Source organism: bacterium (assembly GCA_030652805.1).
Classification (GTDB): Bacteria; JAHJDO01; JAHJDO01; order JAHJDO01; family JAHJDO01; genus JAHJDO01.
Genome location: JAUSPT010000056.1, coordinates 22,662 through 37,528 on the forward strand (window position 1 = coordinate 22,662; position 14,867 = coordinate 37,528).

The 14,867-nt window shown below is 36.7% G+C and carries 17 protein-coding genes and 1 tRNA gene; 3 read left to right on the forward strand and 15 right to left on the reverse strand.

Going from position 1 to position 14,867, the window contains the following annotated elements; genetic code table 11:
• Positions 1 to 42: 42 nt before the first annotated feature.
• Positions 43 to 432 (forward strand): PaaI family thioesterase, encoded by a 390-nt coding sequence (locus Q7J67_06470; protein ID MDO9464925.1) that lies wholly within the window; start codon positions 43 to 45, stop codon positions 430 to 432.
• A gap of 70 nt (positions 433 to 502) precedes the next feature.
• Positions 503 to 580, forward strand: a tRNA-Ile gene (locus tag Q7J67_06475).
• Between the two features lie 16 nt (positions 581 to 596).
• Here the strand turns inward: Q7J67_06475 and Q7J67_06480 are convergent.
• From Q7J67_06480 to Q7J67_06550, 15 genes are all read right to left on the reverse strand, one after another.
• The gene (locus tag Q7J67_06480) at positions 597 to 1,103 is read right to left on the reverse strand and encodes a hypothetical protein (protein ID MDO9464926.1); all 507 of its coding nucleotides are present in this window, start codon (positions 1,101 to 1,103) and stop codon (positions 597 to 599) included.
• A gap of 9 nt (positions 1,104 to 1,112) precedes the next feature.
• Positions 1,113 to 2,147, reverse strand: coding sequence for a flotillin-like protein FloA (floA, locus tag Q7J67_06485; GenBank protein ID MDO9464927.1), 1,035 nt, complete (start codon positions 2,145 to 2,147; stop codon positions 1,113 to 1,115).
• 28 nt (positions 2,148 to 2,175) lie between these two features.
• On the reverse strand, positions 2,176 to 2,643 hold the full coding sequence (locus Q7J67_06490; GenBank protein MDO9464928.1) for an NfeD family protein: 468 nt from the start codon (positions 2,641 to 2,643) through the stop codon (positions 2,176 to 2,178).
• Positions 2,644 to 4,023 (reverse strand): NfeD family protein, encoded by a 1,380-nt coding sequence (locus Q7J67_06495; GenBank protein ID MDO9464929.1) that lies wholly within the window; start codon positions 4,021 to 4,023, stop codon positions 2,644 to 2,646. It abuts the gene before it with no gap.
• A gap of 1 nt (position 4,024) precedes the next feature.
• Positions 4,025 to 4,711 (reverse strand): hypothetical protein, encoded by a 687-nt coding sequence (locus Q7J67_06500; GenBank protein MDO9464930.1) that lies wholly within the window; start codon positions 4,709 to 4,711, stop codon positions 4,025 to 4,027.
• 113 nt (positions 4,712 to 4,824) lie between these two features.
• Positions 4,825 to 5,784: a rhomboid family intramembrane serine protease gene (locus Q7J67_06505; protein MDO9464931.1), complete on the reverse strand. Its 960-nt coding sequence runs from the start codon at positions 5,782 to 5,784 to the stop codon at positions 4,825 to 4,827.
• 188 nt (positions 5,785 to 5,972) lie between these two features.
• A complete protein-coding gene (locus tag Q7J67_06510) occupies positions 5,973 to 6,191 on the reverse strand; it encodes a DUF2007 domain-containing protein (protein ID MDO9464932.1) in 219 nt (72 codons plus the stop codon).
• 2 nt (positions 6,192 to 6,193) lie between these two features.
• Positions 6,194 to 6,661, reverse strand: a complete 468-nt coding sequence (locus tag Q7J67_06515; GenBank protein ID MDO9464933.1) for a phosphatidylglycerophosphatase A — start codon at positions 6,659 to 6,661, stop codon at positions 6,194 to 6,196.
• Positions 6,658 to 7,281: a CDP-diacylglycerol--glycerol-3-phosphate 3-phosphatidyltransferase gene (pgsA, locus tag Q7J67_06520; GenBank protein ID MDO9464934.1), complete on the reverse strand. Its 624-nt coding sequence runs from the start codon at positions 7,279 to 7,281 to the stop codon at positions 6,658 to 6,660. The genes Q7J67_06515 and pgsA overlap by 4 nt, the downstream gene beginning before the upstream one ends.
• A 5-nt stretch (positions 7,282 to 7,286) precedes the next feature.
• A complete protein-coding gene (locus Q7J67_06525; protein ID MDO9464935.1) occupies positions 7,287 to 8,117 on the reverse strand; it encodes a DUF4115 domain-containing protein in 831 nt (276 codons plus the stop codon).
• Positions 8,118 to 8,123: 6 nt separating this feature from the next.
• Positions 8,124 to 8,393, reverse strand: a complete 270-nt coding sequence (locus tag Q7J67_06530) for a hypothetical protein (GenBank protein ID MDO9464936.1) — start codon at positions 8,391 to 8,393, stop codon at positions 8,124 to 8,126.
• Between the two features lie 4 nt (positions 8,394 to 8,397).
• On the reverse strand, positions 8,398 to 10,416 hold the full coding sequence (pheT, locus tag Q7J67_06535) for a phenylalanine--tRNA ligase subunit beta (GenBank protein ID MDO9464937.1): 2,019 nt from the start codon (positions 10,414 to 10,416) through the stop codon (positions 8,398 to 8,400).
• Between the two features lie 10 nt (positions 10,417 to 10,426).
• Complete coding sequence (pheS, locus tag Q7J67_06540; protein ID MDO9464938.1) at positions 10,427 to 11,434, reverse strand: phenylalanine--tRNA ligase subunit alpha; 1,008 nt, start codon at positions 11,432 to 11,434, stop codon at positions 10,427 to 10,429.
• A 110-nt stretch (positions 11,435 to 11,544) separates the two neighbouring features.
• Positions 11,545 to 12,405, reverse strand: coding sequence for a M55 family metallopeptidase (locus tag Q7J67_06545; GenBank protein MDO9464939.1), 861 nt, complete (start codon positions 12,403 to 12,405; stop codon positions 11,545 to 11,547).
• A 30-nt stretch (positions 12,406 to 12,435) separates the two neighbouring features.
• Positions 12,436 to 13,305, reverse strand: a complete 870-nt coding sequence (locus Q7J67_06550) for a sugar phosphate isomerase/epimerase family protein (GenBank protein ID MDO9464940.1) — start codon at positions 13,303 to 13,305, stop codon at positions 12,436 to 12,438.
• 67 nt (positions 13,306 to 13,372) lie between these two features.
• Between Q7J67_06550 and tilS the strand changes: the two genes are divergently transcribed.
• Positions 13,373 to 14,800 carry a tRNA lysidine(34) synthetase TilS gene (gene tilS / locus Q7J67_06555; protein MDO9464941.1) on the forward strand — a complete coding sequence of 476 codons (1,428 nt, stop codon included), beginning with the start codon at positions 13,373 to 13,375 and terminating at the stop codon, positions 14,798 to 14,800.
• Positions 14,801 to 14,867 lie beyond the last annotated feature (67 nt).

Below are 14,867 nucleotides of genomic sequence, written 5' to 3' on the forward strand. Positions count from 1 at the left end.
TCAGAATAAGTTCTAAAGTGTAAAATTTGGAGGGATTAAATTATGAAGCTTGAGGATAATCATAAGTGTTTTGTATGCGGCAAGAAAAATCCAGATGGATTAAAGATTGATTTTAAAGTTTCAGATAATAGGATTCAGGCAGAGTTTGTCCCCCGCAGTTCTCTTCAAGGTTATGCAAACATAGTGCATGGCGGTATTATAAGCACTCTTCTGGATGAGGCAATGGGGAAGCTGGCTTTTGAACTCGGAATTAATTGTCTTACAGCTGAAATCAATGTGAGATTTAAAAATCCGGCTTATGTAGGCAAGAAGTACGTTCTAACAGGCGAACTTCTGAAAAAAACTCATAGGATTGTATTTGCAAAAGCAAAAGTACAGTCTGAGTCAGACTTGCTTATCGCTGAAGCAACAGGCAAGCTTATGGTTGTTTAGGAATCAGAAAATTTCTTGCCATCAATATAAAATTTTGTATAATACACACTGTTCTGTTTTAAACTGAACAGGGCCCATAGCTCAGCCTGGTTAGAGCGCCGGACTCATAATCCGTTGGTCCAAGGTTCAAATCCTTGTGGGCCCACCACCTGTTTTACCGGGGTTTATCTAAGTGCAATCGGTTTTCTGAGAATTTCTGACATTATAATGCCTGTTCTAGCGTCAGATATCCCCAATGATAATGCAGATATCTCCTCTTCTGATTCCCAGAAATTGTCTTCAAAATTAACCGCAGGAACTTTTTCTACTTTCTCCTCAACAGGCTTTTTAAATTCTTCTTCAGGAATTTCTTTAACCTCATCTTCAACAAACTCAGGTTGAAGATAGTCCTCGGATTCTTGAGTTTCCTCTTCTTTTACAAGATTGAGTTCCTTGAGAAATCCTCTAACTGCATCCTGATCTGCCTCGTAAACAGGTTCCTCATCCTCTTGTTTTTTCTCAAAATCAAGTTCTGGAAAGGAGTCAGCAGGTTGAGGAAGATTCTCCTTTCTTTGAGGGCTATAAGATGTGCGGCTCTGGGTATTTTTCATCTCAGAGAATTTCTTTGCGATCTTTATAACCCAAACGCCAAAGAATATTACAAAGAATAGTATCTTGATTATTGAACCCATGTTATCACCTTATTCTTTTTTGGATTTTGTTTCCTTTGTACCGTCTGCGATCGAATCTCTCATCCCGGTATCTGCCTGAATATTCTTCATCTTGTAGTAGTCCATAATACCAAGATTTCCCTTTCTGAAAGCGTCTGCCATTGCTTTTGGTACTTCTGCTTCAGCTTCTGTAACCTTTGCTCTCATTTCCACAACTTTAGCTTTCATCTCCTGTTCCAAAGCAACAGCCATAGCACGGCGGCTTTCTGCCTTAGCCTGAGCTATCTGTTTATCTGCCTCAGCCTGTTTTGTCTGAAGTATTGCACCAATGTTATCTCCTACATCAACATCCGCAATATCTATTGAGAGTATTTCAAATGCAGTACCTGAATCAAGACCTTTCTCCAATACCTTTTTAGATATCATATCTGGATTTTCCAGCACTTTTTTATGTGTTTGTGCAGAACCAATTGTGGTTACGATTCCTTCTCCAACACGTGCAATAATCGTTTCTTCAGTTGCTCCTCCAACAAGCTGCTGGATATTGGTCTTAACGGTAACCCTGGCTTTTGCTCTTAGCTGAATTCCATCCATTGCTACTGCAGCTACAGTTGAAGCGCCTTTAGTGGGATCAGGGCAGTCAATTACCTTTGGCATTACACTTGTCTGTACAGCTTCAAGAACATTCCTGCCTGCAAGGTCAATTGCAGTTGCCTTTTTGAAATCAAGCGCTATTTCTGCCTTACTGGCTGATATTAAAGCCTTGACAACACTTTCCACATGGTATGTACCGCTTGCAGGTTTTCCCATTATTGGCTGACCGTCTGAAGCCAGATAATGCGCTTCAAGCTCATCCGAGGATATATCCAGGCCTGCTTTTACAGCCATAATTCTGGTATTCACTATAATGCTGGCTGGAACTCCTCTAAGTCTCATAATAACAAGTTTTATCATACTTACCGGTGCGCCTGATACCATTGCTCTAAGCCATAAGCTAAAGAATTTGGCAATAGTTATTACAAGCAAAACAGCTACTGCTATGAGTATAAACATTAATACTTTCATCTCTTTTTCTCCTTTTCGGTTATTGATTTTAGATTTTTCTTACAACAATTTTCTTTCCGCTGACCATCATCACCTTTACTTTTTCATTTTTTCGGACATAACCTCCTTCCGTTACGACATCAAACTTCTGCCCATTGATTTCAGCCTTTCCTGCAGGTCTCAGGAGGGTCAGAGCAATTCCTTCCTTATCTTTTATATCCTCCAAGCTGTCATGAGAGACGAATCCTTCATTTTTACTCTCTTTTTTAGAGAGAATAACATATTGTCCGAACTTTGTCTTTGGCAAAAACTTTAATGCAAGTATTATTGCTATACCTGCAAAAACCAGTTCCAGAAGCAGGGCATAAAAGCCTAATGAGGGATAATTTTTAAAGCATAGGAATATACTGCCAAATATTGCCAGACATCCGCCAAGGCCAAATATACCTCCAGGCACAAAGATTTCAATAAAGATGAATGTTATTCCTGCAATGAATAAAAGAATTATAGTCCACATTTAGTCAGCCTGCCTCCAAGTTTTTACTAAGATTCTGTTTCCCTCAACCTTCTCAACAACAATCTCGGCTCCTTCTTCAATAAAATCTCCGTCAGTCATTACGCTCCATAGTTTATCGTCTATCATTGCCTTGCCTGCCGGTCTGAGGTTTGTATGAGCAACCCCTCTCTTTCCAACCAGAGTATGCATCTCAGTAGATGAAGCGTTAAATCCGTTTTTCTGTTTTTCTGAGGCAGACAGAGCAAGCTGGCTCCATAATCCTTTATTCTTGGGAAGATATTTTAACAGCAGAGCAAATACTGTTCCTGAGGCTAAAATTGCACCACTGATTGTATAAAGAGCATTGTTTAATAAATTAAATTCCCATGAGAATTTGGGTATGGGCTGTTTTACAAGCGCGAGATATATTCCTGCCAGAATACAGAACAGTCCGCCTGATCCAACAAATCCAAATCCAGGTGTTATAAATAATTCAGTAAATAACAGCACAACCCCTATAATGAATAAAACTATATCCATAATATTTGCAAGTCCCACAATATAATGCCCCCAGAAAAATAGAGCCAAAAATATTACACTAATAGTTCCCCCAACTCCCCATCCAGGCGTTTTTATTTCAAACAGTAGTCCTAAGAATCCAAGTGTTAAAAGTAATGAGCTCACAATAGGATGTGTTAGAAATCTGACAACATGTTCTGCCCAGTTAGTACGAGTTTTTTTGATACTAAATTTATCCAGATTAAATAACCTCAATATCTCTTTAATGGACTTTGCCTCGTTTTTTGCAAGACCTATCTTTACAGCTTCAGATCCTGTGAGTGTAAGTAATTTGCCTTTTTTAATTATCTTTTTAACTTCAATGTCCTGATCAACCATTGCCTCTGCTAATTCTGTGGAATGATTGTTCTGTTCCGCTGCTGCTCTGAATGCTGAGCGCACAAAGGATATTTCTTTCTCACCTGTTTTTTCCTGACTCATACCAGCAAAACCAATTTTAACAGGAGAGGCTGCACCTATCATACTGCCCGGGGCAACAATTATGTGTTTACACGATAGAGCAATAAGCGCACCTGCGGATATGGCTCTTGGATTCACATACGCTATAGTAAGCATTTTTAGATTTGAAAGAGCGTCTTTTATATCTACTGCTGCATCAACCCTGCCGCCGTATGTTTTAATATCCAGAATCACTGCCTTAGCATTTGCCTTTTCTGCTTCCTGAACTGAACGTTTAACAAAGCTTGCAAGTCCCAGATCAATTATTCCATGAACAGGAATAATATATACATCTCCGTCTTCAGCATGTAAAAATTGACGATATGGGCATATTAAAGTAAGAAATAGCAATAATAAGATAAAACTTGTTTTAACTTTTCTCATTCTATCCTTTAATGTCTCTCAGATTTCTAAACATCAGGACATAAACCGCTGTTGAGGCTATCATTGCTAAACCTCCTGCTATTCTTAGAACTTGGACTTTCAAAGCAGAGCCCAGTATGGCATACAGAAGACCAAATGGTATACATATGCATATTCCATACACAATTGCGCATACAAGCAACGCCTTAAGTACATACCACCAGTTACCTTTTACGAGCTGTTTACTCCTTTTGAGAGCGCCAGTACTTCCAATCTCTTCAATTATACATACATAGGGAGCAAAACCGAACCAGATAAAAAATATAATACCAGGGATAATTAACAGTAAAAACCCTCCAAATGTTGACAGAAACACAAGAATGCTTACCCATGCATATGGGAAAATTTTTTCAAGACCCGCTTTGTAGGATTCTTTAATATTTGCAGTCCTACCTTCGAGAATATTATTTATCGCAAAAGTCAATCCTATGGAAGTAACCCAGTCGATGATAATTACAGGAAATGTGAATGCTTTGGAAATAGCTGTTAAACATCCTACTAGATAAAGTGCAGCAATTCCAAGAAGAATTACTATATTGTTCTTTATTACTGACCAGCTTATTTTCAGCAGTTCTCCAATTCCCATGAGCTCTTTTGTCTGTGGAGTTTCTTGAGGCTCTGAAGACGCAGATAAAGATTCATTATTCATAATATTTCCTCCCTTATTTTCCAAAGTCAAGCATATACCATAGGCCTCATAATTTACAAGACAAAAACCATTTCAAAACATCAAATCTCCATTCAAAATAATGCTAAATATTATTACCCCTTTATAATAACCGCCTTCTTTTTAAAATAAGCAAAAAGACCGCCAAAAATGAAACCTCCAATGTGTGCAAACCAAGCAATATTTGATACGCCTGTTGTCTTAAATGTAAAACCAAACATTAACTGGAATAAAACCCAAACTCCTAAATATAAAAATGCAGGCACACGCAATATTTTATAAATAACGAAAATATTAATCCTGGCTTTAGGATAAAAGATAAAATAAGCACCCATAATCCCAGATATTGCACCACTAGCACCCATCGTAGGTATTGACAAGTTCCAATTTAAAAAGCTATGTAATATGTTTGCAGATAACCCGCAACAAAGATAAAAAACAAGAAATCCAAAACGGCTAAATCTATCCTCAACATTACTCACAAAAAGCCATAGAAAGAACATATTTCCTATTAAATGAAGCAACCCTCCATGTAAAAACATGGAAGAAATTAAACCTATGCCTAAAAAATGTGCTGGGATTAAACCAAACTTCTGGACAAACGCAAATGGATCTCTAATAAAAAATACCTGACCTATAAAAATCAGCACACATAAAATCATTATGAAAATTGTTACTAAGGGTACCCTTTGTCTCGGAGTATCGTCTGAAAGAGGAATAATCATTTTGGGTATAGATAAAACAACGGGATTTGCTGATCTTGTTAAAGTTCTACTAATTTTTGCTAAATCTTGTGAATCTTGCATAGCTCGATCTTTTTTAATAAAACTTTTAGCAATTGACGTAATTCTTGGATCTTCTTTAAGATATCTGGCAAGTTTTTTAGCTTCTCCTTCATCAGCCCACATACCTTGGCAATGCGGACATTTGTCCAAAAAGACGTTAGAATCATAGGCATAATTAAATACTTTAAGTTTCTGATTACATCTGGGACAAACTTTATCTTTGTTCTCTTTAACGCTATTCAAGGTTTTTACTATACGTTCATTAAACAACTGTGGTATTTGCGGAGAAATTTCTTCGCTCTCTGTTAAAGTCCTGACAAAATCTACTAATTCGTCTGAATCAAACCATGTACCCTTACAACGAGGGCAAATATCTACAAATGCTGATTTAAATTTTATCTCTACTAAATTACTTGAACAAACTGGGCATTTCATTTTCTAAAATTCTCAACGTTTTTTCAAAACATCAAATTTTCCAAAACCTCAAGTGCTTTTTGGGCATCTTCTTCTTTAACTAATAATCGCGTTCCACCAGTGACCAGTGATAAACTAGGGTAAATACCGCCACAATCATCAGTAGAAACAATAGCTTCAATATCACTGTCTTCAAGGAAACTCTTTGCAAGCTCAGCTTCTATTCTATTATTATAATTTTTAATACAAATTAAATCAGGCATTGCTAGCCAGTATGCAGGAATTTATTTCCCAACACTACTATCTGCAGGATTAGATTAGTATAGATTCCTGCAACTGCATCATCAAGCATTACTCCCCAGCCATGAGGGAGTTTCTCTGCCATCTTAGCAGGGAATGGTTTAAGAATGTCGAATATACGGAATAGTATGAAGCCTGTTATAATATAAAATGGACGAAAAGGTACCATTGTCAATGCTATGAGAATTCCAAAGACCTCATCAAGAACAAATTTCCTGCAGTCTTTTTTTCCAAATACTTCTTCTGCTTTTTTGCCAATAAGGATTCCTACAATAAATAATAGACCAAGTATCAGAAAATATAATCCTGAAGAATAATGGTGGGATAGAATCCAATACAATCCCAATCCTGCTAAACTGCCAACAGTTCCGGGAGCGTATGGAGAATATCCAATAAGGAGAAAAGAGGATATTAGTCTAATTAAATTTTTCATTGATGAGCAGCTTCTCTAATGAGGTCCTTGTGCTCAATCATATAGCCAATACCAGAGATGACAGAGAAAATTACCACAACACTCATGACCCATGTTAGGAGGGAGTGCATCCATATATCCAGTGGCTTAGCATGCCATAGGACATTTTCCCATGAATTAAACACTATCATAGTATCTCTGATGCAAAGAGCAATAAGTGTTATTATTATAGCTGTAATCTGAGAGATAGTTTTATGCTTACCAAGCAGACCTGCGGTTATTATCACACCTTTGGTAGCCGCTAGATTACGAAGGCCTGTAATGATAAATTCTCTGCTTATTATTATGACAACCATCCATGAGGGAAAAAGCCCCATGCCAATGAACACAATAAGGGCAGACGCTACAAGTAATTTATCAGCAACTGGGTCCATCAATTTGCCAAAATTGGTTATCTTCTTTTCCCTGCGAGCGATAACCCCATCAAAAAAATCAGTAAGGGATGCCAGAATAAAGATAAGTAATGCCATATATTTACCAATCGCAATGTAAACTAAGTTATTAGAAACATGGTTTACCAACAAGGCAATAATAAGAAAAGGAATAGCCAGTATACGTATAAATGTTAATTTATTGGGCATGTTCATTATGGAATTTTTATCCCCTCTTTTGTTACAATAACCTTTTTAAAAACCTCTCCTTTTTTACCAAGAATGGGCATTTTTTTGCCATTTAACTCTATTACAACACCCCCAGCATTTCCTATTCTGAAATGAAATTTCTCTTTAGCATACCACACTTTCTCGTCTCCCTTATGCAATGTACCGCCAAATAATTTTTTGTCATCAGCAAAGATTCTAACCCATGTTTTATCTATTGCTGTGAATTTTAATTCCAGCAGCTCGCTTTCGCTTTTAACATATTTATCAAGAGCAGATTGATTTTTTAAGGGGAAAATATCTTTTTCATCGGATATGCCAGTATTTACAGAAGCAGGTTTTTTATTTATGGTTTTCTCACTAATTATAAGGCTGGTATCATCTGTTACTAATGGTGAATCTGCTATATCTGGAGCAGAATAATCACGTGTTTCTTCAAGCGTAATTCTGTCAACAGTATTAACAAAATGTCTAACTGTAGAAATGATTGCTATGAATAATGCTAAAATTAATGCTACAGCGGAGAGAAACAATAGCTTCTTTTTTGTTTTCCCGTCCGGACTTTTTTCTCTATAACTTTGAGAAGGTTTGGAGCATTGCTCATACTGCGTCAGGAGTTTTTCTGTATCTAAGCCAAGAAAGCTTGTATATCCTCTTAAAAATATTCTTGCATATTCAGGGGATGGCAGACTGTCAGCAGTGTCATTCTCCAATGCTTTAAGGTATGAAGGACTTATTTTTATTTGTGTATATACATCCTGAAGCCTTAATTTTTTTTCAAGCCTTGCTTTTTTTAAGACTTTGCCAATAGATTCCATGATTTCTTAAAATTTCCTTAGTTGTTTTAATAATTTGTTTATTTTAGACTTAATAAGCACTCTATCATCCTTAAATATTCTGTATTGTTCTTTAATATAATCTGATATTTTACTTGATTCTTCCAATTTCTTATATCTCTTATCCAACTCAAAAAGTTGCACCTGAAGAGAATTAACACTTTCCCTCAGAGTATCTCTTTCGCTTTTTATCTCCTGTATCTTTTGAAGTCTTTCCTGGATTTTTTGGTCTAAAACTTCTAATTTCTCGTCCAGCATTTTCCTACTTTCTTAAAGTAATATCTAATTGTGATATAAGCTTACGCCCTATCCTTGAATGCGCCTGATTTACTTCCTCGTCAGTAAGCGTTTTCTTATTGGAACGATAGCAAATCGAATAGGCCATACTTTTATGTCCAGAGAGAATTTGTTTGCCGCGATATATATCAAATAATTTTACGTCTTCAACAATCTCTCCACCAGCTTTCCACATTATGTTCATAATATCAGCATTAGATACGTTTTCTTTAATAGTAAAAGCTATGTCGCGCTCACTGGCCGGGTATTTGGGAACTGCCTTAAAAACAGGGGATAGGTTTATGTATTTTGATAAATTAGAGAACCCAATCTCAAGAAGAAACACCTTTTCATCAATGTTGTATTTCTCTAATACATTACTGCTAATTTCTCCTATTATGCCTATATTGCGTCCCTGAATATCTATGCTTGCTGAGCAATCAGAAGTAAATACCTGGTGCTTTTTATAGTATAGGCAATGGTCTTCAATCCCAAGTCTATACAAGATTGTTTCTAATATGCCCTTGATATCAAAGAAAGAAACGTTTCCCACAATCCCACAGCATAGGTATGTTTTCTCATGATATGAAGAATTATTTTCAAAGAATACCTGCCCAAGTTCATATAATTTAATTTCAGAAAGAGACCTGTTTAAGTTTCTCTTAATTACACTCAGCATCTCAGGTATTAGGCTTGTTCTCATTATATTTTGGTCATCTCCCAGAGGATTAGTAATTTTTACTCCATCAGAAGACAGACCAGTTTTATCTAGGTTTTCTGAGTTGGTAAAACTTGATGTGTATATCTCGGCCATGCCACATGAAGACAATATGTTCTTCAGAGCATCTGTTTGCTTTTCAAACTCTCCTTTGCCACATGAACTGGTTTGTCCTCGAGGCATTGTAGTATCAATGTTATTGTATCCATAGATGCGGGCAATTTCTTCAATCAGGTCTATTTCTCGCCTAATATCCTGACGATATGTAGGAACCAGTACCTTGATATTATTTAAACTATCCTGTTTGATTTCAAAACCCAGGTTTAGCATTATATGCTTTAACTTGTTTTTGGGTATGTCAATACCTAAAATTCGTTTTATTTGCTGGATTCTAAGTTGTATGTTTTGCTTATTGAATTTCTTTGGATAGATATCTACAATCCCTTTTACTGATTTTCCATGTGCGGTCTTTTCTATGAGATAGGCTGCTCTATTAAGTGCAGACACAACTCCATTCGGATCCACGCCTCTTTCAAAACGATACGATGATTCTGAAGATAACTCTAATGTTTTAGACGTCTTTCTTATGCACCCGGCATGAAAACAAGCACTTTCTAGAAATATATCTGTTGTTTGCTTATCTATCTCGGAACCAATACCTCCCATGATACCTGCAATAGCAATAGGAACTTTTTTATCTGCTATGACCAGCATATCCCGAGAGAGCTGTCTTTTACTCTCATCCAGAGCAACTATAGACTCATTTTGTCTTGCCCTTCTTATAGTAATTTGTTTACCTGATATTTTGTTGTAATCAAATGCATGAAGAGGCTGCCCTGTTTCCATCAAAACATAGTTCGTTATGTCAACAATATTATTTATAGGACGGATATTAACTGCTTTTAACCTATTTGCAAGCCATGATGGAGAAGGCTCTATTTTAACGTTGCGAATTATTCTCCCAGCATACCTGGAGCAGAGAGAAGTATCCTTTATTGATATGTCTATTAATTTTTCGATTTCTTTATTCGCACTGCATTTTTTTAGTGCCTGAGGATATTTAACATGTTTGTTTGTCAGTGTCTCAATCTCTCTTGCTATACCAATTATGCTTAAACAGTCTCCTCTATTTGCTGTAACTTCTATATCTAAAACAGGTTCATCAAGATTTGACAGCCTTTGTATGTCAGCAACTTCCAATCCTGACATGGTTAATTTTTCTGCAATTTCTTCAAGGGATAATTTTATGTCTATATATTCCTTCAACCAATTATAAGGGACCTTCATTACGCCTCCGCTAAAACTGTCTTAAAAATCTTAGATCATTTTCAAAAAACATTCGTATATCATGAATGTGGTATTTTATCATGGCAATTCTCTCAATACCCATGCCAAATGCAAATCCGCTATACTTTTCTGCATCGTAGTGCACCATTTTGAATACTTCTGGATCCACCATACCCGCGCCTCCTATTTCAAGCCATCCTGTATTTTTGCATATTCTGCACCCTTTGCCTTTGCAATTGACACAGGAGAACGCATACTCTGCGCTTGGTTCAGTAAAAGGAAAAAAGTCAGGTCTAAATCTGATTTTTGTCTGCCTGCCAAATAGCTGTCTTGCAAATACTTCCAGAACGCCCTTCAAGTCTCCAAACGTGATATTTGTATCTACAGCCAATCCTTCCACTTGATGAAATATTGGAGAGTGTGTAGCATCAGTTGCGTCTCTTCTGAAGCATCTGCCAGGAGCAATTACTCTTACAGGAGGTTTTTGTTTTTCCATAACGCGAATCTGAACCGGGGATGTATGTGTGCGCAGTAAGATTTTGTCTGTTATATAAAATGAATCATGTCCATCTCTGGCTGGATGATCTTCCGGTGTATTAAGTGCTTCGAAATTGTAGTATTCTGTTTCTATTTCAGGACCTGTTACTGTCTCAAAACCCAAGCCAAAGAATATCTCTTTGATTTCTTGAGTGATAAGTGTAAGGGGATGTTTAGTGCCAATTGAAGGACTGATTCCTGGAAGGGATATGTCTAATTTTGCCTCAGTTCTTTTTACTGATTTAATACTGGCAAGCTCCTCGCTAATCCTAGCACTTATATTAGTTTTTAAATTATTTAACAATCTGCCAAATACTGGTTTTTCATCATTTGATAATGCTGAAACTTGTTTTAACAGAGATGTGAGAACCCCTTTCCTTCCGAGGTATTTTACTCTTATTTCCTCCAAATGCTCAGGAAGAGAAATGTTTTTAATTTCAGAATCGAACTTTTCTTCTATTTCTTTAATCTTTGCTTTCAATATTCGTCTCCATACACGCAAAAGTACCTGCTAATTCTAGCACCTCAAGAGATTTTGTCAACGGTCTGCGCAACCAATGTTTGGTTTTTCGCTGTAGGCAGTATATGATCTTATAAATGAATGTTAAAACGAGCGTTATGAATTCCAGGTGCCCAGCCAACTCTTTGTGCCCACAGATCCATGAAATCCTTACTTTCAATAAGAACAGTCTGATGGTCAAGTCGTTTTGCGCCTTTTTTTTCATAGGCATCTGCTTGATTAGGACACATCAATTCTATCTTTAATCTATAAGGATGTTTTATGTTTTTAATTGGAAATGAATTTCTATTTTCTAATGCTTGTTTGGCTGTTTGACGCAATTCTTCTCTCACTTTTACCGGATTTTTATTAATAACAGAATAGCGGCTTAGCCCTATTTTTGTTTCCACAGTTTCAACTTTCCCAAGAAATTCTTTGGCCTCTCTACAAGCGGCTCTATCACCAGAGACAAGAATTGTCGGGACACCAAAGTATGAACATAAAAGTGCAAAGATGGCAATCTCGCCTACAGGCATGTCATTAAGCCACATATTGCTGCATGAATGGCTGTTAAAGGTATGATTCATAAAGCCATCCTTGACCCCTATCATGGAATGCGCTCCAATATGCAAAGCGGCATCATAACTTGCATCAACGCAAGTAATTGGAGTAACTCCTCCTCCGTATATCTTAAGCTCAGCTTTTGGATGAAGGTTTTCTATATGAATAGAATTGCTTCCGCCATGACCATCAATCACAATAATCTCTTTTGCACCAGCATTGGACAATCCTTCAACTACAGCATTGACTTCTTCTGTTAATAGACGACACGCAGTCTCTTCATTAATAATTTTGTTCCCAATCCCTGTATCAGCACAGCGACCATTTACACCGCTTGGTCCTTCCAAGTCTGTCATAACATATACTTTTTTTGTCTTTTGTCTGGCAGCCATTTTTACTCCTTATGATTTTATTTTTTATCTTTACCCTAAGTCTTCTAACAACATTCGAATATAAGCGATGTCCTGCTTTGCAAACAATTCTCGATCGCCTTGTCTTGGAGCTTCAATACAAATTGGACCCTGATATTCCTTTTCCTTGAGAATACGCAGAAATTCACGGTTATTGACAATCCCGTCTCCAAGACCACAGGCTATAAAACTGTTGTACGGTGTGTTTCGAAGACGAAATATGTTTTTTAGATGCACATAATATAGTCTGTTAGCACATATGTTAACGGTTTCGGAAAGCGAAACAGGTTTTGGAAAGCAGGCAATATTTGCGTAATCCAGATTAATTCCCACACTTTTCCTATCAATCATATCAACAAGTTTTTTTGCAGATTCAGGAATGTCGTGAATATAATTCATATGTGTTTCAAAGGCGAATCGAAATCCCAGCTCTGAAGCAAGATCGCCAAGCGTTTTAAATCTTTCTGCTGCCCATTTCCACTGGTCAGGAGTGGCAATTGCAGAACCTTGCTTGTCGTACTTGTAGCTTGGTTCAGCTTTTGTAGAGAGTGGGCCAGCCATTGTATTACAAACAGTAAGCTCAAACCGCTCGGCAGCCATTCTGTAAAACACAATGCACTCATTAATTTCTTTCTTTCGCATTTCGTCATCATCTGACATAAGATTTGCCCCAGGAGCACCAAAAAGAACATATTTGAGCCCTGTTTTCTGAACAGCTTCAGCAATTGAGTTTAAATATTGTTCAGGCGTTTCGTCAACTTCTGAACGCTTTTGACGGAACTCGATGCCGTCGTATTCCCATTCAACTGCCTTTTTACACATTTCAGAGATGGACTGTCCCTGCTCAACATAATTGACATGCAGAATTATTGGATTTTTCATTTTGCCCCTTTCATGTTTTTTCTATATTATTTTCTTTTTTAGATGATAATATAACAATATGAAAAATATGTCTAAACAAAAGGTATTAAGAACTATTCAGAATTACAGAATGATTTCCAAGGGAGATAGTTTACTTGTTGGCGTTTCTGGAGGCCCAGATTCTGTAGCTCTTTTGTATCTTCTCATGGGACTCAGGGATAACTACAATCTTCAGCTTTATGTAGTTCACTTAAATCATATGCTTAGAGGAAATGAATCCGATAAAGATGCTGGATATGTGAGAAGGTTGTCAAAAAAATTGAAACTTCCTGTTTTTATTGGAAAGAAGGATGTAAGAAAATTTGCAAAAGCAAACAAGCTATCCTTGGAAGAAGCTGCCAGAATTCAGAGATATGAATTTTATAAACAAATAGCAGATAAATTAAATATAAGAAAAATCGCTCTAGGCCACACTGCAGATGACAATGCTGAAACTGTGCTCATGAGACTGCTAAGAGGAGCAGGAGAACAGGGGCTAATAGGTATTTATCCTGTTAGATACATTGGTAACCTAAAAGTTATTCGTCCATTACTGAATATTTATAGAAGAGAAATTGAATCGTTTCTGAAAGAGAAAAAAATCAGTGCGCGTACTGATTCCTCTAATGCTGATAATAAATTTCTCAGGAATAAAGTCAGATTAGAACTAATTCCCCTTTTAGAAGAAAACTATAACAAGGACATAAAGCGAGTTTTAGTCAATACTGCTGATATTTTAAAAGAAGACAATGAATATCTAGAAGAGGTTACAAAGAAATTTTATAGTCAGGCTGTCTTGAAGCAGAGAAAAAAGGGGGAATTCAGCGATGCAAATGATGAAAGTATACATTTAAGCGTTAAAAAAATCGAAGATTTCCCTTTAGCAATTCAAAGAAGAGTTCTTAGATATGGGATTAAAGAGCTGACTGGAACTCTAAGGCAGATTACATATCAACATTGGAATGAAGTATTAAAGCTGCTAAACAGCAATTTAGCTTATGGGCATATAGATCTGCCTAATGGATTAATAGTAGAACGGCTGCGCAGGGAGTTAGTTATTCGCAGAGGCAAGGGACAGAATATATGTAGCATAATCTATCCTGTTAAGATTCCTGGGGAAACTCTTGTTCCTGAGTTTGGAGTAAAACTAATCTGCGCAATTTCCAAGCGAAAAACTAATCTCGAATTCTCCATGCAGAATCCATATCAAGGGAGTTTTGATTATAATAAGATTAAGAAACCTGTTTTTATAAGAACTCGGAAAGAGGGAGACACATTTCAACCATTGGGAATGAAGGGGAAAAAGAAGATAAAGGATTTTCTTATAGACCAAAAGATTCCCCAGCCTGAAAAAAGCAAGGTACTGTTTCTAACTGATAAAACTGATATTATCTGGTTGATAGGCTTAAGAATTAGCGAGAGGTTTAAGGTGACTGCAAAGACAAAACAAGTTTTGAAAGTGAGATTTTCTAAGTAGGATTCTCTGTTGTCTTTTCATAACGTGTGTGCTAATATTCGTGGTATAATTTGAATAGGTATAAGGA